Origin of the sequence: Pseudomonas sp. FP1742 (assembly GCF_030687145.1) — a bacterium.
Lineage (GTDB): Bacteria > Pseudomonadota > Gammaproteobacteria > Pseudomonadales > Pseudomonadaceae > Aquipseudomonas > Aquipseudomonas frederiksbergensis_D.
Map to the genome: position 1 here is coordinate 1728147 of NZ_CP117460.1, position 21028 is coordinate 1749174.

Below are 21028 nucleotides of genomic sequence, written 5' to 3' on the forward strand. Positions count from 1 at the left end.
TCTTCCCGCTGTCACCTCCTTGAGGGCGACGTTTTTTCGGTGTTTGTCGGCGCCCCTCGATTCCTTGCGAGCGGTGGTATTGGGCTGTTTATTATTGGGAAGCCGTAATGATTGGCATAAAGAGCATTGCGAGCTACGTTCCTGTAGCCGGCGTGGACAATTACGCACAAGGTGCAAAATTCGAAAAGGATGAAGAATTCATCCTGGGCAAGATCGGTTCGGCCTTCCTGCCGCGCAAAGACGCCGGGCAAGAAACCTCGGACCTGTGTGTCGAAGCAGTCAATGCGCTGTTCGCCAACAACCCTGAATTGAAGCGCGAAGCGATCGACGTGCTGATCGTCGTGACCCAGAACGGCGACGAAGAAGGTCTGCCGCACACCGCCGCCATCGTTCAGGACAAGCTGGGCCTGCCAACGACCGTGGCGGCGTTCGATATTTCCCTGGGCTGCTCCGGTTATGTCTACGGCATCTACGCTATCAAGGGTTTCATGGAAGCCGCCGGCCTGAAAAATGGCTTGCTGGTGACCGCCGATCCGTATTCGAAGATCGTCGACCCGGAAGATCGCAATACCACTATGTTGTTCGGCGATGCCGCCACTGCCACCTGGATGGGCGAAGACGCGCCATGGCAGTTGGGCAAGGCCAAGTTCGGCACCGACGGTTCCGGCGCGCCGCACCTGAAGGTCACCGATGGCGTGTTCTTCATGAATGGCCGTCAGGTCTTCAACTTTGCGCTGCTCAAAGTGCCGGCGCATTTGCATGAGCTCCTTGCTGACTCGGGCCTGACGGCCGACGATATCGATGCTTTCTGCATTCACCAGGGCAGTGCGGCGATTGTCGACGCCGTGGCACGACGCTTCGAGGGCGAGCCCGAGAAGTTCCTCAAGGACATGGTCGAGACCGGTAACACCGTGTCGTCGAGCATTCCATTGCTGCTGGAAAAACACGTGCTCGATTCCAAGTGGAAACGTGTGGCACTCAGCGGTTTCGGTGTTGGTTTGTCTTGGGGGTCGGCGATCATCTATCGTCCTTGAACCTCGGTTCTTTAGTCAAAGAAAGCCAGACACAAAAATAGCGTTCAAGGTGTAACCTTGAGCGCTATTTTTTTTGCCCGAATTACAGCGAGGCGCCATGAGCGAGTTTTTTCAACCCAACGCCGACCTCATCCAGCGTCGCTGGCCGGCCGTGGCTGAGCGTCTGTTGACTGAAGATCCGGGGCCGCTGCAGGCCGATCTGGTGGAAGGGCTCGGCTCGACCCTGAGCATCAACGGCATTCAGTTGACCAGTCGCCATGACCGTACCCGCGAGGCCAGGCTTCAGGCCGACAGCCTGCCCATCGACAGTCCGGTGCTGCATGTCTACGGCACCGGTCTAGGCGATTTGCAGATGGAGATACTGCAGCGCGACGGGCTTGAGCGTTTGCATGTGCACATCCTCAACGGCGCGGTGTTTGCGCTAGTGCTGCAACTGCTCGATCAGCAGCAGTGGCTCAGCGATCCGCGAGTCGAGTTGCTGTATGCCGGTGATCTGAAAGAAATCCAGCTGCCGTTCTTTGCCTTGCCGTCCGAGCTGGTATTGGCCGATGACTTCAATGCCAGGATCCGTGACCGTTTGATTAGCGAAACTCACCTGGCCTTCAATAATCGCGAGTTCGACCCTCAGGCCCCGGACATCGTCGAGCGCTTGCAGGCGAGTCTGGAGTTGGTGCAGGGCGATCGAGATGTGGCCGAGTTATTCGGCTCGCGCAAAGGGCAAGAGGTCTTCGTCATTGCCACGGGGCCTAGCCTCGAGCAGCATTTCGAGACCTTGCACGCGATTCGCAATCAGGCCGATCGGCCATTGTTCATCTGCGTCGACACTGCTTACCGACCGCTGCTCAATCACGGGATCCGACCCGATGTGGTGGTCAGCATCGACCAACGCATCTCGGCCCGGCATCTACCGCCCGAAGATACGGTCGACATTACCCTGGCCTATATGCCCATGGTCGACCCTCAGGTTCTGGCTGCCTGGCAAGGGCCGCGATACGCCGGTTATTCCGCTAGCCCGATCTACCAGCAACTACGTCGTCAATTACCCAAGGGCGAGCTATATGTCGGCGGCAGCGTGATTCATCCCGCGGTGGACTTGGCGGTGAAGATGGGCGCGGCGCAGATCACCCTGTTCGGAGCTGACTTTGCCTTCCCCAACGATAAGACCCACGCGGGCTGGAACGATGGTGACCTGGGGCCACAACTGAAAGCGGCCAAGCACTGGGTGCTCGATGGTCATGGTCAACGTATCAAGACCCAGCTCAATTTCCGTAGCTATCTGTGTGAACTGGAGCGATTTATCGCCGGCCATCCGCAAGTGCGCTTCTATAACAGCAGTCGGGCAGGGGCAATGATCGCCGGAACGGCTTTTCATCCGGAGTTGGCGTCATGAGCGGGCTTCAATCCTTTGTCGTCGACTCAGAGCACTGTGCTGCATTGTTCCGTTTGGGACGTGATGTAGAAGCAGGGCTGGCGATGATCGAATTGATCGAAGCGCTGCAGTCGTCCTTCGATCTGATGCCGCAGCTTACTCAGCAGCAGTGGGTGCTGTTGCTCAGCCAGATGTTCGAGTGTCAGGAGGCGCAGAACTGGCTGGCGCTGGCCGACTACCTGGAATACGAGCTGGTCAGGTTGCTGCGCGACAGTCTGTCCATTTAAACAATTTCTCTTCTGCCGGTGCAGGCGAGTTCTCGCCAGTTCGTCACCGGCATTATCCTGACGTCATTTTTTTCGCTGTCCGAACACTGTCAGCCCCTTGATTTACGAGGGGTGGCAACGTGATGGCAAATATTTTTCAAAATCCCCTAAAGCAAGTTGCAATCCCGACGATAACTATTACGAAGGTTCTCTAGGCCATACCCGGCGGTTGCCAGGGCCGGAAGCCGCAGTACCCAACCAACGAGGAATTCGTCATGGCTTTAACAGTAAACACCAACGTCACATCGTTGAACGTTCAGAAAAACCTGAACCGCGCTTCCGACGCTCTGTCGACGTCGATGACTCGCCTGTCTTCCGGCCTGAAAATCAACAGCGCCAAAGACGACGCCGCCGGCCTGCAAATCGCTACCCGTATGACTTCGCAGATCCGCGGTCAGACCATGGCTATCAAAAACGCCAACGACGGTATCTCGATCGCTCAGACCGCTGAAGGCGCGATGCAAGAATCGACCAACATTCTGCAGCGTATGCGTGAACTGGCTGTTCAATCGCGAAACGACTCGAACGGCACTGCTGACCGTGCGGCTCTGAACAAAGAATTCGCTTCGATGTCGGACGAGCTGACTCGTATCGCCAAGTCGACCAACCTGAACGGCAAGAACCTGATCGACGGCACTGCTGGCACCATGACCTTCCAGGTTGGTTCCAACACTGGCGCTACCAACCAGATCACCCTGACCCTGGACAGCGGCTTCGACGCAGCTACCCTGTCGGTTGACTCGGCTACCGTACAGATCACTGGTAACAACTCGGCTACCGCCGAAGCTTCGATGAACAACGCGCTGACCAAAATCGACGCCGCTCTGGCCAAGATCAACTCCAGCCGTGCTGACCTCGGTGCTGCACAAAACCGTCTGTCGAGCACCATCTCCAACCTGCAGAACATCAACGAAAACGCCAGTGCTGCACTGGGTCGCGTACAAGATACCGACTTCGCTGCCGAAACTGCTCAGCTGACCAAGCAACAAACTCTGCAACAAGCTTCCACCGCAGTTCTGGCCCAGGCCAACCAACTGCCATCCGCTGTACTGAAACTGCTTCAGTAATAGTCGGGTGAGTTTTAGCGGGGGAGTGCGCATGTCGCGCTCTCTCGCTTTTTACTTTAAGAGGTGATGGACATGGATATGAGCGTCAAGCTGAACTTGTCTTATCCTGCGGCCCAGCAGGCGACGACTGTTGCCGATAAGCCTGCGGAGAAACCTCGAGCGGAAATTGCGCCATTGGTTGCCGTCAAGGAAGAAGGTAAAAACGACCAGACCGAACAGGACAAGCTGAAGATGGCCGTTCAGGAAATTGAAAAGTTCGTTCAGTCGGTCAAACGCAATCTGGAATTCTCGATCGACGAGCCTTCGGGCAAAGTGGTCGTCAAGGTCATTGCCAGCGAATCCGGTGAGGTGATCCGTCAGATCCCCAACGAAGAAGTCCTGAAGCTGGCCAATAGTTTGAATGATGCAAGCAGCCTGTTGTTCAGCGCAAAAGTCTGACAGCTGGCACGAATTTTGTTGCTATGTTCTTTTGGGCGTTGTAGTGGTCAAAAGGCCGGCGACACACTGAAGGGAGTTCCACATGGCAAGTCCAATTCTACCGGGCACGGGTTTAGGCTCCGGCCTTGATACCGGTGCTATCGTCAAGGCCTTGGTGAACGCCGACAAAGCGGCCAAACAAGGTCAGATCGACCGTGGGACCACCACCAATACGGCGAGCATTTCCGGGATTGGTACCTTGAAGTCGCTGCTGGCGACGTTCCAGAAAACCCTCTCTGACCTGGGCAGCACCACAAGCCCTCAGTTCACCGGTTTTGCGGCAACGTCCTCCGATGTCAAGGTACTGACCGCCACGTCCAGTAACGCGGCTGTTTCCGGTAGCTATGCCGTGGAGGTCACCAAACTTGCGACCTCGTCGAAAGTTGCCAGCGCGGCGTTTGCCGGCGGCACAAGCAGTGCGATCCCGGCAGGTACGCTGACCATCACCCAAAATGGCAAAAGCTACCCGGTCACCGTAGGGGCAGGTGCGACCCTGCAATCTGTGCGTGACTCGATCAACACCCAATATCAGTCCAGTGGCTTGAGCGCCAACATCGTGACCGACAGTTTCGGCTCGCGACTGGTGCTGGGGTCTACCACTACGGGCGCAGGTTCCGATATTTCCGCCAGCGGCATCGCCGGTCTGGAAATCGATGGAACGACCCTGATGGCCGCCACACCGACTGCCACTTCTTCGGGGGCTATCGGCAGCCTGGCACAGGATGCTGCATTCACCGTCGACGGGCTGTCGCTGACCAGTTCGTCCAATACGGTCGACAAGTCGATTTCGGGATTGACGCTGAACCTGCTGACGGTCGGCAAGTCGACGGTCAACGTCGCGTCCAACAACGACGGTCTGAAGGCTTCGATCCAGAAGTTCGTCGACGCGTACAACGCTGTCGCTAATGCTGTGACTTCTTTGACCAAGCCGTCTCTGGACGACGATGGCAAGCTGACCGTAGCCGCGGCGCTGACCGGTGACCCGTTGCCGCGTTCGATTCTCGATGCCCTGCGCGGGCCGCTGTCCCAGACTGGTGCCGGGGATAAGCTGACTGTACTGTCGCAACTGGGGATTACCACGAATCAGAAGACGGGTGCGCTGGATTTCGACTCGACGAAATTTACCGCAGCCATGAATGACAAGAAGCTGGGTGGTGAGGTTCAGACGCTGTTTACCGGAACCAACGGTCTGATTGAGCGCATGAACAATGTGATCAAACCATTCACTGAGTCGAAAATGGTCAACGGGAAAAGCGTCGACTCGATTCTGGATGCGCGCTCCAAGGCACTTGATGTGACGAAGAAGCGTCTGACCAATGACCAGGCAGCGCTGGACCGCCGAATCGAAACCCTGACCGCGGTACTGACCAAAAAGTACAATGACATGGATACGCTTGTCGGCAAGCTGAAAGCCACCGCCAGTAACATCACTTCGATGTTTGAAGCCATGACTGCGCAGCAGAAGAACTCGTAACCCTTAGAGTGCCAAAAGCCCGGCAGCGTTTTCACGCTCCGGGCTTTTTGTTTTTGAATCTAAAGTTTTTTGACGCGTCGTCGATACACTGATTATGCGAACCACAGAATTCTGATGAGGTACAACATGAATCCAATGTTAGCCCTTCGCCAATACCAGAAGATTGGCGCTCAGGCGCAAACTTCCGAAGCCAGCCCTCATCGTCTGGTGCAGATGCTGATGGAAGGCGGTCTGGATCGTATCGCCCAGGCCAAAGGCGCGATGGAGCGCAAGGATATTCCGAACAAAGGTGTTCTGATCGGCAAGGCCATCGGCATCATCGGTGGTCTGCGTGAAGGCCTGGATCTGGAAAATCAGGCTGAATCGGTGGGTGAGCTGGATAACCTGTATACCTACATGATGAAGCGTCTGGCTGAAGCCAACATCAAGACCGATCCCAGGATCCTCGACGAAGTCGCCGACCTGCTCCGTACGGTCAAAGATGGTTGGGACGCCATTGCCGCGCCGGGCCCGCAGTTTTAAGGAGATCACCATGAGTCTTGTATTGCAGCGAATCGAACAAACCCGGGACGCCCTGGTCGAGGCATTGGCCGAGCGCAACTGGGAAGCCATCGGTGAATTGGACCTGGCTTGTCGTTCCTGCATGGAAGACGTCTTGAGTGAAGCTTCGGTGGACGAGACCGCGTTGCGCGACAACCTTGAGGAGTTGCTGGGGGTGTATAAGCAGCTTCTGGCAGCGGCGACGGGGGAGCGTCAGGCGATAGTCGACGAGATGTCGCAGATCCACCAAGCGCAGAACGCGGCAAAGGTTTACCATCTGTTTGGTTAATTAACCCTCAGTTAATCCAAACATAGTGCGCCATAAATTTGACTGTGCACGGTTTTTTGACTTAACTAGTGGCTGGTTCCAGATTTCAGGCGTCTACAGGCACAACGTGTCTGCAAGCGTCTAGCTTGCCCCTCATTTTGGGCATTGAGTTGACTAGGGAAGTTGCTATTGCATGTGGCGTGAAACCAAAATTCTGCTGATTGATGACGATAGCGTCCGCCGCCGCGACTTGGCGGTGATTTTAAATTTTCTTGGCGAAGAAAATTTACCCTGCGGCAGCCATGACTGGCAGCAGGCGGTCGGCTCTTTGTCATCAAGTCGTGAAGTAATCTGTGTCCTCATCGGGACGGTAAATGCTCCTGGTGCACTTTTGGGCCTGTTAAAGACACTCTCAACCTGGGATGAGTTCCTTCCAGTTTTGTTAATGGGTGATAATTCTTCCATTGACTTGCCGGAAGACCAGCGTCGCCGAGTGCTTTCGACCCTCGAAATGCCACCCAGCTACAGCAAATTGCTCGATTCGTTGCACCGTGCCCAGGTCTATCGCGAGATGTATGACCAGGCCCGTGAGCGCGGTCGTCATCGTGAACCGAATCTTTTCCGTAGCCTTGTCGGCACCAGCCGGGCGATTCAACACGTCCGTCAGATGATGCAGCAAGTCGCCGACACCGATGCCAGCGTGCTGATCCTCGGCGAGTCGGGCACCGGCAAGGAAGTGGTTGCGCGCAATCTGCACTACCACTCCAAGCGCCGTGACGCGCCATTCGTTCCGGTCAACTGCGGGGCGATCCCGGCTGAGTTGCTGGAAAGCGAATTGTTCGGGCACGAGAAGGGCGCCTTCACCGGGGCGATCACCAGCCGTGCCGGGCGTTTCGAGCTGGCCAACGGCGGTACGCTGTTCCTCGACGAAATCGGCGACATGCCGCTGCCGATGCAGGTCAAGCTGTTGCGCGTCTTGCAGGAGCGCACCTTCGAGCGCGTGGGCAGCAACAAGACCCAAAGCGTCGATGTGCGGATCATCGCGGCGACCCACAAGAATCTCGAAAGCATGATCGAGATCGGCACCTTCCGCGAAGACCTCTACTATCGCCTGAACGTGTTCCCGATCGAGATGGCGCCGTTGCGCGAGCGTGTCGAAGACATCCCGCTGCTGATGAACGAGTTGATCTCGCGCATGGAGCACGAGAAGCGCGGTTCGATCCGGTTCAACTCGGCGGCGATCATGTCGCTGTGCCGTCACGGCTGGCCGGGCAACGTTCGCGAGCTGGCCAACCTGGTGGAGCGCATGGCGATCATGCACCCGTACGGGGTGATCGGCGTGGTCGAGTTGCCGAAGAAATTCCGCTACGTCGACGATGAAGACGAGCAGTTGGTCGACAGCTTGCGCAGTGACCTTGAAGAGCGGGTGGCCATCAACGGTCATACCCCGGACTTCACCGCCAATGCGCTGCTGCCGCCGGAAGGCCTGGACCTGAAGGATTACCTCGGCGGTCTGGAGCAAGGGTTGATCCAGCAGGCACTGGATGATGCCAATGGCATTGTGGCGCGGGCGGCCGAACGGCTGCGTATTCGTCGCACGACCCTGGTGGAGAAGATGCGCAAGTACGGCATGAGCCGTCGTGATGGCGATGAACAGGCGGATGATTGACGCCTGTTTTTCAACTCCTTCATTTATAGGCAGTTTTTTTTAGGCACGGGTATTGCTACATCCCTCGCAACGTTCCGTTTAACTGACGGTCAACCACGCGAGAGTGCACGATGCCCCAAGCCGCCCAGATGTCTCCTGTCCCTGATGTTTTGGGGCAACCGTCGTCCGTAGAGCAGGCAAGCCGGCTTGGCCTTGAGCAGGCATTTGCGCTGTTCAACCAGATGTCGAGCCAATTGACCGATTCCTACAGCATGCTCGAAGCCCGGGTCACCGAGCTCAAGGGCGAGCTGGCGGTGGTCAGCGCCCAGCGCATGCAGGAGCTGGCGGAAAAAGAACGCCTGGCCAACCGTCTGCAAAACCTCCTCGATCTATTGCCCGGCGGCGTCATCGTCATCGACGCCCAAGGCATTGTGCGCGAAGCCAACCCCGCCGCGTGTGAGCTGCTCGGCCTGCCCCTCGAAGGCGAATTGTGGCGTCACGTCATTGCGCGATGCTTTGCGCCGCGTGAAGACGACGGTCATGAAATTTCCCTCAAGGACGGTCGGCGCCTGTCGATCGCCACGCGCTCGCTGGATGCCGAACCCGGCCAGTTGGTATTGCTCAACGACCTGACTGAAACCCGTCATCTGCAAGATCAACTGGCCCGCCATGAGCGCCTCTCGTCTCTGGGGCGTATGGTCGCGTCATTGGCCCATCAGATTCGTACGCCATTGTCCGCTGCGTTGCTCTACGCCAGTCATTTGACTGAGCAGGAACTGCCGGTCGCCACGCAGCAGCGTTTTGCCGGACGCCTGAAAGAGCGTCTGCATGAGTTGGAACACCAGGTGCGCGACATGCTGGTGTTCGCTCGCGGCGAGCTGCCGTTGACCGATCGCGTCACCCCAAAAATGTTGATGCAGTCGCTGCAAGCGGCGGCGCTGACTCATGTTCAGGATCTGCCGGTGCGCTGGCAATGCGACAGTCATGCCGGTGAGTTGCTGTGCAATCGCGACACGCTGGTCGGAGCGATCCTCAACCTGATCGAGAACGCCATTCAAGCCAGTGCCGGCGATGTCCGTTTGAAGGTTCACCTGTATACCCGCGACAACAACCTGCGCGTATCGGTCAGCGACAGCGGCAGTGGCATCGACACGAAGGTGCTGGCGCGTTTGGGCGAGCCGTTTTTCACCACCAAAACCACCGGCACGGGCCTGGGGCTGACGGTGGTCAAGGCAGTGGCCCGTGCTCATCAGGGAGAATTGCAGTTGCGCTCGCGGCCGGGTCGCGGCACTTGTGCGCAGGTGATCCTGCCGCTTTTTTCTGCTGAACAGCCCAGCGCTCAGGGAGCGAAGTGAAGGACATGGCCATCAAGGTTTTACTGGTCGAGGATGACCGCGCGCTAAGGGAAGCATTGGCCGATACGCTGTTGCTTGCCGGGCACGATTACACCGCTGTCGGCTCGGCGGAAGAGGCGCTGACCGCGGTCGGCGCCGAAGCATTTAACCTGGTGGTCAGTGACGTCAACATGCCGGGCATGGATGGTCACCAATTGCTTGGGTTATTGCGGGCGCGGCAGCCGCAACTACCGGTGTTGCTGATGACCGCTCACGGCGCTGTGGAGCGTGCGGTCGATGCCATGCGCCAGGGCGCGGCGGATTATCTGGTCAAGCCATTCGAGCCCAAAGCCTTGCTCGATCTGGTGGCGCGTCATGCGCTGGGCAATCTCGGCGCGGCCGAGAGCGAGGGGCCGGTGGCGTTCGAGCCAGCCAGTGCGCAATTGCTGGAGTTGGCCGCACGGGTGGCGCGCAGTGATTCCACGGTGTTGATCTCCGGTGAGTCCGGGACCGGTAAGGAGGTGCTGGCGCGTTACATCCATCAGCACTCCCATCGCGCCAGTCAGCCGTTCATTGCGATCAACTGCGCAGCGATCCCGGACAACATGCTTGAAGCTACCTTGTTCGGTCACGAAAAGGGTTCGTTCACCGGCGCCATCGCGGCGCAGGCCGGCAAGTTCGAGCAGGCCGATGGCGGGACGATCCTGCTCGATGAAATTTCTGAAATGCCCCTCGGCCTGCAGGCCAAGTTACTGCGTGTATTGCAGGAGCGTGAAGTCGAGCGCGTCGGCGCGCGCAAGCCGATCACGCTGGACATTCGAGTAGTCGCTACCACCAACCGCGACCTGGCCGGTGAAGTGGCGGCGGGGCGTTTTCGCGAAGACCTCTACTATCGCCTGTCGGTGTTCCCGCTGGCCTGGCGTCCGCTGCGCGAGCGCACCGCCGACATCCTGCCGCTGGCCGAGCGCCTGCTGGCCAAACACGTCAATAAAATGAAGCATGCCGCGGCAAAACTTTCGCCCGAGGCGCAAGCGTGCCTGATCGGCTATCCGTGGCCGGGCAACGTGCGTGAGCTGGATAATGCGATTCAGCGTGCCCTGATTTTGCAGCAGGGTGGTTTGATCCAGCCACAGGATTTCTGCCTGGCCGGGCCTGTTGCATGTGCGCCGTTGCCGGTATTGGCAGCGATGCCGGCACGGGTTGTCGAAGTCGAAGCCGAATCAGCGGGCGCCCTCGGCGATGATCTGCGCCGCCGCGAGTTCCAGATGATCATCGACACCTTGCGCTCCGAGCGCGGCCGTCGCAAGGAAGCCGCCGAGCGACTGGGCATCAGCCCGCGCACCTTGCGCTACAAACTGGCACAGATGCGCGACGCCGGAATGGACGTGGAAGCGTATTTGTTCGCCACCTGAAAGTTGACGCAAGCAACACCGATCCAAATGTGGGAGCGGGCTTGCTCGCGAAAGCCGTAGACCAGCCAGCATCTCTGTTGAATGGAAAACCGTATTCGCGAGCAAGCCCGCTCCCACATTTGTTTGGCGCTGATTCACGGTGAATGCAAAGCCCGGAAGGCTTTTGTTTAGAGCGGCCACGGAGCTGGCACCCTTGTTGCTAACACCTCTCTACCCGCCGAGTGAGTGTCAAAAAATTGCGGGTAGCCAAAAGACGTAGCTCGTCAAAGAGAGAAACCATGAGCCAAGGTATTGAATTCAATCGGTTGATGCTGGATATGCGGGCCATGCAAATGGATGCCATGTCTACGCCGAAATCGACTGCCGCTGTCCCTGAAGTGGGTGGCAGCAGCTTTTCCGACATGCTCGGTCAGGCCGTCAATAAAGTGAACGACACCCAGCAGGCGTCCAATCAGTTGTCCAGTGCCTTCGAGATCGGTAAAAGCGGCGTCGACCTGACGGACGTGATGATTTCCTCACAGAAGGCCAGCGTGTCTTTTCAGGCGCTGACCCAAGTGCGTAACAAGCTGGTTCAGGCTTACCAAGACATCATGCAGATGCCGGTTTAAGGACGAGATTGAGTCATGGCAGAAGCAATCGCCGATAATGTTCCGGCCAAGGCCACTCCAATAGACGGCAAACCGCCGCTGTTCGGGTTGTCTTTCCTGGAAAACCTCTCCGAGATGACCATGTTGCGTCAGGTGGGCCTGTTGGTCGGCCTGGCTGCGAGCGTGGCGATTGGTTTTGCCGTGGTGTTGTGGTCCCAGCAGCCGGACTACCGGCCTCTGTACGGCAGCCTTGCCGGCATGGACGCCAAACAGGTCATGGAAACCCTGGCCGCCGCCGACATTCCCTACACCGTCGAACCGAACTCCGGTGCCTTGCTGGTCAAGGCCGATGACCTGTCCCGTGCGCGGCTCAAGCTCGCGGCCGCTGGTGTCACTCCCAGCGACGGCAACATCGGTTTCGAGATCCTCGACAAGGAACAGGGGCTGGGTACCAGCCAGTTCATGGAAGCGACCCGTTATCGTCGCGGCCTCGAAGGCGAACTGGCCCGGACCATTTCCAGCCTGAATAACGTCAAGGGTGCCCGCGTGCACCTGGCGATTCCGAAAAGCTCGGTGTTCGTACGTGACGAACGCAAGCCCAGCGCTTCTGTTCTGGTTGAACTGTATTCCGGTCGCTCGCTGGAGCCAGGCCAGGTCGTCGCCATCATCAATCTGGTGGCGACCAGCGTTCCCGAACTGAGCAAATCGCAGATCACCGTTGTCGACCAGAAGGGCAATCTGCTGTCGGATCAGGCGGAAAACTCCGAGCTGACCATGGCCGGCAAGCAGTTCGATTACAGCCGTCGCATGGAAAGCATGCTGACTCAGCGCGTGCACAACATCCTGCAACCGGTGCTGGGCAACGACCGCTATAAAGCCGAAGTCTCGGCCGATGTGGATTTCAGCGCCGTCGAATCGACTTCCGAGCAGTTCAACCCGGATCAACCGGCGTTGCGCAGCGAGCAGTCGGTCAACGAACAACGTACCGCCAGCAATGGCCCGCAAGGTGTGCCGGGTGCCTTGAGCAACCAGCCGCCGTCGCCTGCCTCGGCGCCGCAAACCACTGGTGGCGCCACCGCGTCGGCCGGCATGGTGCAGCCTGGCCAGCCACTGCTCGATGCCAACGGTCAGCAAATCATGGACCCGGCCACCGGTCAGCCGATGCTGGCGCCGTACCCGGCGGACAAGCGTCAACAATCCACCAAGAACTTCGAACTCGACCGTTCCATCAGCCACACCAAGCAACAGCAGGGCCGTTTGAATCGCCTGTCGGTGTCGGTGGTGGTGGACGATCAGGTCAAGGTCAACGCGGCCAATGGCGAAACCACGCGGGCGCCGTGGAGCGCCGATGAATTGGCGCGCTTCACCCGCCTGGTGCAGGACGCGGTCGGTTTCGACGCCAGCCGCGGCGACAGCGTCAGTGTGATCAACATGCCGTTCTCCGCCGAGCGCGGCGAAGTGATCGCCGATATTCCGTTCTACTCCCAGCCGTGGTTCTGGGACATCGTCAAGCAAGTGCTGGGCGTATTGTTCATCCTGGTGCTGGTGTTCGGTGTGCTGCGTCCGGTGCTCAACAACATCACCGGTGGCGGCAAAGGCAAGCAACTCGCAGGCTTTGGCAGCGACGTGGAACTCGGTGGCATGGGCGGCCTGGACGGCGAACTGGCCAACGACCGCGTCAGCCTCGGTGGCCCGACCAGCATCCTGCTGCCGAGCCCGAGCGAAGGCTATGACGCGCAGTTGAACGCAATCAAGAGTCTGGTGGCAGAAGATCCGGGTCGCGTGGCCCAGGTCGTGAAAGAGTGGATTAACGCAGATGAGTGATAACCGAGCCGCTGTCGCCAAACTGTCCCGGGTTGATAAAGCCGCGATTCTGCTGCTGTCCCTGGGTTCTACCGACGCCGCACAAGTGCTGCGCCACATGGGGCCCAAGGAGGTCCAGCGTGTGGGTGTGGCCATGGCCCAGATGGGTAACGTGCACCGCGAGCAGGTCGAACAGGTCATGAGCGAGTTCGTCGACATCGTCGGCGACCAGACCAGCCTGGGCGTCGGCTCCGATGACTACGTGCGCAAAATGCTCACCCAGGCCCTGGGCGAAGACAAGGCCAACGGCCTGATCGACCGGATCCTGCTGGGCGGCAACACCAGTGGCCTCGACAGCCTGAAGTGGATGGAACCGCGCGCCGTCGCCGACGTGATCCGTTACGAGCACCCGCAGATCCAGGCGATCGTGGTGGCGTATCTAGATCCGGACCAGGCCGGTGAAGTGCTGGGCAACTTCGACCATAAGGTGCGGCTGGATATCATCCTGCGGGTGTCTTCGCTGAACACCGTGCAGCCGGCGGCCCTGAAAGAACTCAACCAGATTCTCGAGAAGCAGTTCTCCGGCAACTCGAATGCCTCGCGCACCACCCTGGGTGGGATCAAACGCGCGGCAGACATCATGAACTTCCTCGACAGCTCGATCGAAGGTCAGCTGATGGACTCGATCCGCGAAGTCGACGAAGACCTGTCCGGTCAGATCGAAGACCTCATGTTCGTGTTCAACAACCTGTCCGATGTCGACGACCGCGGCATTCAGGCGCTGTTGCGCGAAGTGTCCTCCGACGTGCTGGTGCTGGCCCTCAAGGGCTCGGACGAAGGCGTCAAGGAAAAGATCTTCAAGAACATGTCCAAACGGGCCGCCGAACTGTTGCGCGACGACCTCGAGGCCAAAGGCCCGGTGCGCGTCAGCGACGTGGAAACGGCGCAGAAAGAAATCCTCACCATTGCCCGCCGTATGGCCGAAGCCGGAGAAATCGTTCTCGGCGGGAAGGGCGGCGAAGAGATGATCTAAGGTCACTATGTCGTCCAAACATGATGAGTCCCAGACCGACCTGATCCGTGGCAAGGACGTCGCAGGTTTCGACGTCTGGGCGCTGCCCAGCTTCGACCCGTTTGTGCCGGAACCCGAGCCGGAACCTGAGCCCGAACCGCCGGAAATGGAAGAGGTGCCGCTGGAAGAAGTCCAGCCACTGACACTCGAAGAACTCGAAAGCATTCGCCAGGAGGCCTACAACGAAGGCTTCGCGGTTGGCGAGAAAGAAGGTTTTCACAGCACCATGCTCAAGGTCCGTCAGGAAGCCGAAGTGGCATTGACGGCCAAGCTCGCGCACCTGGAACAGCTGATGCTCAACCTGTTCGAGCCCATTGCCGAGCAGGATACCCAGATTGAAAAGTCCCTGGTCGACCTCGTGCAGCACATCACCAAACAAGTGATTCAGCGCGAACTGGCCATCGACTCGACCCAGATCGAACACGTCATGCGTGAAGCGCTCAAGCTCTTGCCACTGGGTGTGGGCAATGTGCGGTTGTACGTCAACCCGCAGGATTTCGAACAGGTCAAAGCCCTGCGCGAGCGCCATGAAGAAACCTGGCGCATCGTCGAGGACGAATCCTTGTTGCCGGGCGGTTGTCGGGTCGAGACTGAACACAGTCGTATCGATGCGACCATCGAAACCCGTGTGACCCAGGTCATGGCCAAGCTGTTTGACCAACTCCACGATCAGGCGCTGCACCCGGCCGCGCCAGACCTGAGTCTGGAATTGCCGAGTGACGAAAAGCCGGCTGTCGCCCCGGTCGAGCCGGAACTGGACGATCCCGATGCGCCTTGATCGCACCAGCTTCGCCAAGCGTCTCGGTAGCTACGCCGAGGCCACGGAGCTGGCTGGCGCGCCGATCCTCGAAGGTCGTCTGCTGCGCATGGTCGGCCTGACCCTCGAAGCTGAAGGGTTGCGCGCCGCCATGGGCAGCCGCTGCATGGTCATCAACGATGACAGCTATCACCCGGTGCAGGTCGAAGCCGAAGTCATGGGCTTCTCCGGCAGCAAAGTCTTTCTGATGCCGGTCGGCAGTGTCGCCGGCATCGCCCCTGGGGCGCGTGTGGTTCCGCTGGCCGATAACGGTCGCTTGCCGATGGGCATGAGCATGCTCGGGCGGGTGCTCGATGGCGCCGGGCGCGCGCTGGACGGCAAGGGCGGGATGAAGGCCGAAGACTGGGTGCCGATGGACGGCCCGACCATCAACCCGCTCAAGCGCGAACCGATCAGCGAGCCGCTGGACGTGGGCATTCGCTGCATCAACGGTTTGTTGACGGTCGGTCGCGGTCAGCGCCTCGGGCTGTTTGCCGGTACCGGCGTGGGCAAGAGTGTGCTGTTGGGCATGATGACCCGCTTCACCGAGGCCGACATTATCGTGGTCGGGCTGATCGGCGAGCGGGGTCGTGAAGTTAAAGAGTTCATCGAGCATATCCTCGGTGAAGAGGGGCTCAAGCGTTCGGTGGTGGTAGCTTCACCGGCGGACGATGCGCCGCTGATGCGTCTGCGCGCGGCCATGTACTGCACGCGGATCGCCGAGTATTTCCGCGACAAGGGCAAGAATGTCCTGTTGCTGATGGACTCCCTGACCCGTTTCGCCCAGGCCCAGCGGGAAATCGCCCTGGCCATCGGCGAACCGCCGGCGACCAAGGGCTATCCGCCGTCGGTGTTTGCCAAGTTGCCGAAACTGGTGGAGCGGGCCGGTAACGCCGAAAAGGGCGGCGGTTCGATCACTGCGTTCTACACCGTACTGTCCGAAGGCGATGACCAGCAGGACCCGATCGCCGACTCTGCGCGGGGCGTGCTCGACGGGCACATCGTGCTGTCCCGGCGACTGGCCGAGGAAGGGCATTACCCGGCCATCGATATCGAAGCGTCCATCAGTCGGGTGATGCCATCGGTGGTCGGCATCAAGCACTTGAACCATGCGCAGATGTTCAAGCAATACTGGTCGCGCTATCAGCAGAGCCGCGACCTGATCAGCGTTGGCGCCTATGTGCCCGGTGGTGACCGGGAAACCGATGCCGCGATCAATCTGCAACCGGCCATGGCCCTGTACCTGCGCCAGGGTTTGAACGACAACATCAGCATGGGCGCCAGCGAAGCCCATCTCGCGTCGGTCTTCGCGCCAGCGCCGGGCGGTTAACCGATCATGGCCCTGAGCCGAGCAGCACGCCTGGCGCCTGTGGTGGACATGGCTGAAAAGGCCGAGAAAACCGCCGTCCAGCGCCTGGGGCACTTCCAGGGGCAGGTCCGTCTGGCGGAAAGCAAACTCGCCGACCTCGAAGCCTTCCGTCTCGACTACCAGGAACAATGGATCGTGCGCGGCAGTGGCGGTGTCTCGGGCCAGTGGTTGTTGGGTTATCAGGGCTTTCTGGCGCAATTGGGCACGGCCATCGACCAGCAGCGCCAGAGTCTGAACTGGCATCAAAACAACCTGAACAAGGCCCGTGAAGCCTGGCAGCAGGCGTTCGCCCGGGTCGAAGGCTTGCGCAAACTGGTTCAGCGCTACATGGATGAGGCGCGGCAACTGGAGGACAAGCGTGAGCAGAAGTTGCTGGATGAACTGTCCCAGCGGTTGCCGCGCCAGAATCCGTATTGAACCAGGTAACCCGCGAAGGCGATTTCACCAACCGTACAATTCTTCAGCCTTGCTCCAGCCCTCGCCAAGTGCTAAACCTTCTACACGTACGTTCGTCAATGACAAGGAAGCCGTCAAATGTCAGTCGTTACAGAAGTATCCCCGGATGGGCAAAAACTGACGATTTCGATCAAGGGGCGATTTGATTTCGGTCGGCATCAGGAGTTTCGCGAGTCCTACGAGCGACTCAACAAGAAACCCGAGTCCATTATCGTGGACCTGAAGGACGCCACCTATCTCGATAGTTCCGCTCTGGGCATGCTGCTTTTGCTGCGTGATCACGCCGGTGGTGACCAATCCGATGTGCGGGTGATTAACAGCAATTCGGATGTGCGCAAGATCCTCGCCATCTCCAACTTCGACAAACTGTTCGACATCAGTTGACCGTCATGCAGCCGCCGCTCGAGCCGCTGACGATACTGATTGCTGAAGACAGTGCGGCCGATCGCATGCTGCTATCGACCATCGTCCGTCGTCAGGGCCATGAAGTGCTGACGGCCAGTAATGGCGCCGAGGCGGTCGAGGCGTTTCGCTCGCGGCGACCGCACCTGGTGCTGATGGACGCCATGATGCCGGTGATGGACGGCTTCGAGGCCGCGCAGCGGATCAAGGCGCTGGCCGGCGAAACCCTGGTGCCGATCATCTTTCTGACGTCGCTGACCGAGAGCGAAGCCCTGGCACGTTGTCTGGAGGCCGGGGGCGACGACTTTCTGGCAAAGCCTTACAACCAGGTGATCCTCGCGGCCAAGATCAAGGCAATGGACCGCTTGCGGCGTTTGCAGGCCACGGTGCTGGAGCAGCGCGATTTGATCGCCAGGCACCACGATTACCTGCTCAACGAACAGCGTGTGGCCAAAGCTGTGTTCGACAAGGTGGCCCACTCCGGTTGCCTGAATGCGCCGAACATCCGTTACCTGCAATCGCCCTATGCGCTGTTCAACGGCGATCTGTTACTGGCCGCGTTCACCCCGGCCGGCGACATGCATGTGTTGCTTGGCGATTTCACCGGTCATGGTTTGCCGGCTGCTGTCGGTGCCATGCCGTTGGCCGAAGTCTTCTATGGCATGACCGCCAAGGGGTACGGCTTGTCCGAAACCCTGCGCGAGATGAATGCCAAGCTCAAGCGCATCCTGCCGGTGGACATGTTCTGCTGCGCGTCCATGCTGTGCCTGAGCTTTCAGCGAGGGTCGCTGGAAGTCTGGAACGGCGGGATGCCGGACGGTTACCTGCACAGCGTCGCCAGCGGCGAGCGTACAGCGCTCACGGCACGGCACTTGCCGCTGGGCGTGTTGAGCTCGCAAACCTTCGACGACCGCACCGAGGTGTTCCCGATGGCCGTCGGGGATCGGGTGTTTCTGTTGTCCGATGGGGTGATCGATACCTGCGATGCCAATGAGCAGTTATTTGGCGTAGAGCGATTGGAGCAGGTGTTTGCAGCCAATCGTCAGCCTGATGCGCTGTTCGAAGAAATCGAGCAGGCCCTGCGGGACTTTCGCGGCGAGGCTCGCGATGACGTGAGCATGGTTGAAGTCCGTCTGCTGGAAGCTGCGCAACTGAGCCCCCCGGCGCCGGTGTATTCCGACAGCGGCCAGTCGAGCCCGCTGGACTGGTCGGTAAGTTTCGAGTTCCGCACCGCCACCCTCAAACGTTTCAACCCGCTGCCGTATCTGTTGCAATTGCTGCTTGAGGTGCATGGCCTGCGGGCTCAGAGTGGTGCACTCTACAGCGTGCTGGCCGAGCTTTACTCCAATGCCCTGGAACATGGCGTGCTGGGTCTGGATTCGAGTCTCAAACGCGATGCTTCGGGGTTTGCGCGCTATTATCAGCAGCGCAATGCGCGCCTGGACGAGTTGCAGGACGGCTATGTACGGGTGCATTTGCAGGTGACGCCAAAAGGTGAGGGCGGTTGCCTGACGATCCGGGTCGAAGACAGTGGCAGGGGCTTCGATGTGGCACGGGTGATGGAGCGTCCCGTCGATGATGTCCGTTTGTCGGGACGTGGCGTCAGTTTGATCCGCCAGTTGAGTCATCATGCGAGCTGGTCCGATAATGGGCGCAGTGCTCGCGTGGAGTTTTTCTGGGAGGCTCAGGCATAATCCCAGGCATTCTTGATCAAAGGAGTGAACAAGTGGACGACACACATCTGGATCGTGACGTGCTGAGCGCGTTGCAGGAAGTTATGGAGGACGGGTATCCAGAATTGCTCGATACCTTTCTCACCGATTCCGAAGAGCGCTTGAGTCTGCTGCGCCAGGCGGACAATGCCGATCAGTTGGGCGCCACTGCGCACAGCTTCAAGGGCAGTAGCAGCAACATGGGCGCTACCCGGCTGGCGGAGCTGTGCCATGAGCTGGAGCAGCGAGCCAAGCAAAAAAGCCTCGATGGCATTGAAGCGCTGGTCGGAGAAATCGACGGCGAATTCGCGATTGTCCGACCGCTCTTCGAGGCTGAACGCCAGCGCTCCCTGGCTGAATAAGACAACCATCCGGCGCTTTTGGCGGCCAGCGAACAAAGCTGGCTCGACCCTTGCAGTCAACTCACTCATCTGTACCTACGATCCCAGTGCAGCGGAGACCGTTCCATGCCCGTTACCCCCAACATTCTTCTTCAGGCCGCCGCCGCGGCCAAGACTCAAGCCGCGTCCGTCAATACCCCGGCGTCGACGGCTGAGCCCGGGGACAAGGCGTCCAGCTTCGCTCAGGTCTACGCCAATCAGGCCCAGAACAAGGCCTCGGCCACGGCGGACGGATCGGCTAAACCCGTACGTGACAAAGCCTCGGACAACACTGGCAAAAAGGACGTGGGCAACGACTCGTCTGCCGCCCCGGAACCGACGGTTGCCGATAGCGGCAAATCCTTGCCCGCCGATAAACCGGCGCAGTCCGCTGACAAGACCGCCAGCGATGACGCGCCGGACACCGCCGAGCCGGCGACGCCGGTAGTCGATACCGCGCCTGTCGATCCAGCCCTCGATCCGGCGTTGATGCAAGTGGTGCAGCCGGTGCTGCCAGCCCTTGTGCCGGAAACTCCATCGGTTGTCGCCACCGTGCAGTCAGTCGTTGAAGCACCCGTCGCAGCCGCTGTTGCCGCGACGCCGACCACCGCGACCGCCGATTCTGATTTTGATCCAGAAGCCGATCCGCTCGATGCACTGCCGGCCGTGCGCATGGCCATGGAGCAGAGCGGGCACGTTTCGGCCACCAGCCAGGCCCAGCCCAAATCGGCCCCGACCCCGGCTCAAGCCGACGGCGAGCTGACCTCGGCGCAGAACTTTGCCGCGGGCATGGCAAGCATGCTCGATGTGCAGGCCGACAAGGACAGTACCAGCCAGGGTGGCGAGAAGGCGTTCAGTGGCCTGATCGATGACGGCCTCAAGGATCTCAAGTCCGCCAGCAGCGATACCCGCGTCGATGACTTCGCCAACCGTCTGGCGGCACTGACGCAGGCGGCAACGCCCAAGACTGCCAATGCATTGCCGGTGAACCAGCCGATCGCCATGCATCAGAGCGGTTGGACCGAAGAGGTGGTCAATCGGGTCATGTACCTGTCCAGCGCCAATCTCAAGGCGGCGGATATCCAGTTGCAGCCGGCCGAACTGGGGCGTCTCGATATTCGGGTGAACATGGTTCCGGATCAGCAGACCCAAGTGACCTTCATGAGCGCTCATCCAAGTGTTCGCGAAGCACTCGATGGGCAAATGCATCGCCTGCGGGACATGTTCGCGCAGCAGGGTATGGGCCAGGTCGACGTCAACGTTTCCGATCAGTCCCGCGGCTGGCAGGGCCGGGGGCAGGAACAGGCTCAACAGGGGCAGGGCGGGCGCACCAATGCCAGTGGCGGTCGCCTCGATTCCGTCGATGAAGAGCTTCCCGCGACCGTCGCTGAAGTAGCCGCCAACACCACCAGCGTGATTGGCTCCAGCGCCGTCGACTACTACGCCTGATCAAACGCAGAAAACCTTGTGGGGGCGGGCTTGCTCGCGAATGCGATTTAACA

General features: G+C 59.5%; 21 protein-coding genes. All 21 read left to right on the forward strand.

Going from position 1 to position 21028, the window contains the following annotated elements:
• Positions 1-107: 107 nt before the first annotated feature.
• The 21 genes from PSH64_RS07715 (at position 108) to PSH64_RS07815 (ending at position 20975) form a co-directional block, all read left to right on the forward strand.
• Positions 108-1034, forward strand: coding sequence for a ketoacyl-ACP synthase III (locus PSH64_RS07715; protein ID WP_019648094.1), 927 nt, complete (start codon positions 108-110; stop codon positions 1032-1034).
• Positions 1035-1131: 97 nt separating this feature from the next.
• Complete coding sequence (locus PSH64_RS07720; RefSeq protein WP_105339862.1) at positions 1132-2424, forward strand: motility associated factor glycosyltransferase family protein; 1293 nt, start codon at positions 1132-1134, stop codon at positions 2422-2424.
• Positions 2421-2690 carry a hypothetical protein gene (locus PSH64_RS07725; RefSeq protein ID WP_105339861.1) on the forward strand — a complete coding sequence of 90 codons (270 nt, stop codon included), beginning with the start codon at positions 2421-2423 and terminating at the stop codon, positions 2688-2690. The genes PSH64_RS07720 and PSH64_RS07725 overlap by 4 nt, the downstream gene beginning before the upstream one ends.
• 254 nt (positions 2691-2944) lie before the next feature.
• Positions 2945-3796, forward strand: coding sequence for a flagellin domain-containing protein (locus PSH64_RS07730; protein WP_008072599.1), 852 nt, complete (start codon positions 2945-2947; stop codon positions 3794-3796).
• A gap of 72 nt (positions 3797-3868) precedes the next feature.
• A complete protein-coding gene (locus PSH64_RS07735; protein WP_105339860.1) occupies positions 3869-4234 on the forward strand; it encodes a flagellar protein FlaG in 366 nt (121 codons plus the stop codon).
• Positions 4235-4316: 82 nt separating this feature from the next.
• Complete coding sequence (gene fliD / locus PSH64_RS07740; protein ID WP_105339859.1) at positions 4317-5747, forward strand: flagellar filament capping protein FliD; 1431 nt, start codon at positions 4317-4319, stop codon at positions 5745-5747.
• 126 nt (positions 5748-5873) lie between these two features.
• The gene (fliS, locus tag PSH64_RS07745) at positions 5874-6269 is read left to right on the forward strand and encodes a flagellar export chaperone FliS (RefSeq protein ID WP_105339858.1); all 396 of its coding nucleotides are present in this window, start codon (positions 5874-5876) and stop codon (positions 6267-6269) included.
• Positions 6270-6279: 10 nt separating this feature from the next.
• Positions 6280-6576: a flagellar protein FliT gene (locus tag PSH64_RS07750; RefSeq protein ID WP_105339857.1), complete on the forward strand. Its 297-nt coding sequence runs from the start codon at positions 6280-6282 to the stop codon at positions 6574-6576.
• Positions 6577-6748: 172 nt separating this feature from the next.
• Positions 6749-8224: a sigma-54 dependent transcriptional regulator gene (locus PSH64_RS07755; protein ID WP_007894189.1), complete on the forward strand. Its 1476-nt coding sequence runs from the start codon at positions 6749-6751 to the stop codon at positions 8222-8224.
• Positions 8225-8352: 128 nt separating this feature from the next.
• Complete coding sequence (locus PSH64_RS07760; protein WP_181150616.1) at positions 8353-9558, forward strand: PAS domain-containing sensor histidine kinase; 1206 nt, start codon at positions 8353-8355, stop codon at positions 9556-9558.
• A gap of 5 nt (positions 9559-9563) precedes the next feature.
• Positions 9564-10949: a sigma-54-dependent response regulator transcription factor FleR gene (gene fleR / locus PSH64_RS07765; protein WP_105339955.1), complete on the forward strand. Its 1386-nt coding sequence runs from the start codon at positions 9564-9566 to the stop codon at positions 10947-10949.
• 278 nt (positions 10950-11227) lie between these two features.
• Complete coding sequence (gene fliE, locus PSH64_RS07770) at positions 11228-11557, forward strand: flagellar hook-basal body complex protein FliE (protein ID WP_305480388.1); 330 nt, start codon at positions 11228-11230, stop codon at positions 11555-11557.
• Positions 11558-11572: 15 nt separating this feature from the next.
• Positions 11573-13360: a flagellar basal-body MS-ring/collar protein FliF gene (fliF, locus tag PSH64_RS07775; protein ID WP_105339855.1), complete on the forward strand. Its 1788-nt coding sequence runs from the start codon at positions 11573-11575 to the stop codon at positions 13358-13360.
• Positions 13353-14372, forward strand: a complete 1020-nt coding sequence (fliG, locus tag PSH64_RS07780; protein ID WP_003184041.1) for a flagellar motor switch protein FliG — start codon at positions 13353-13355, stop codon at positions 14370-14372. The genes fliF and fliG overlap by 8 nt, the downstream gene beginning before the upstream one ends.
• A gap of 7 nt (positions 14373-14379) precedes the next feature.
• Positions 14380-15189, forward strand: a complete 810-nt coding sequence (fliH, locus tag PSH64_RS07785) for a flagellar assembly protein FliH (protein WP_105339854.1) — start codon at positions 14380-14382, stop codon at positions 15187-15189.
• A complete protein-coding gene (gene fliI, locus PSH64_RS07790; RefSeq protein WP_105339853.1) occupies positions 15179-16537 on the forward strand; it encodes a flagellar protein export ATPase FliI in 1359 nt (452 codons plus the stop codon). The genes fliH and fliI overlap by 11 nt, the downstream gene beginning before the upstream one ends.
• Positions 16538-16543: 6 nt before the next feature.
• Positions 16544-16993, forward strand: a complete 450-nt coding sequence (gene fliJ, locus PSH64_RS07795; RefSeq protein ID WP_105339852.1) for a flagellar export protein FliJ — start codon at positions 16544-16546, stop codon at positions 16991-16993.
• A gap of 117 nt (positions 16994-17110) precedes the next feature.
• A complete protein-coding gene (locus tag PSH64_RS07800; protein WP_105339851.1) occupies positions 17111-17416 on the forward strand; it encodes an STAS domain-containing protein in 306 nt (101 codons plus the stop codon).
• Between the two features lie 5 nt (positions 17417-17421).
• Positions 17422-19128, forward strand: coding sequence for a fused response regulator/phosphatase (locus PSH64_RS07805; RefSeq protein WP_105339850.1), 1707 nt, complete (start codon positions 17422-17424; stop codon positions 19126-19128).
• Positions 19129-19160: 32 nt separating this feature from the next.
• The gene (locus tag PSH64_RS07810; RefSeq protein WP_105339849.1) at positions 19161-19508 is read left to right on the forward strand and encodes an Hpt domain-containing protein; all 348 of its coding nucleotides are present in this window, start codon (positions 19161-19163) and stop codon (positions 19506-19508) included.
• Between the two features lie 105 nt (positions 19509-19613).
• Positions 19614-20975, forward strand: coding sequence for a flagellar hook-length control protein FliK (locus tag PSH64_RS07815; RefSeq protein ID WP_305480389.1), 1362 nt, complete (start codon positions 19614-19616; stop codon positions 20973-20975).
• Positions 20976-21028 lie beyond the last annotated feature (53 nt).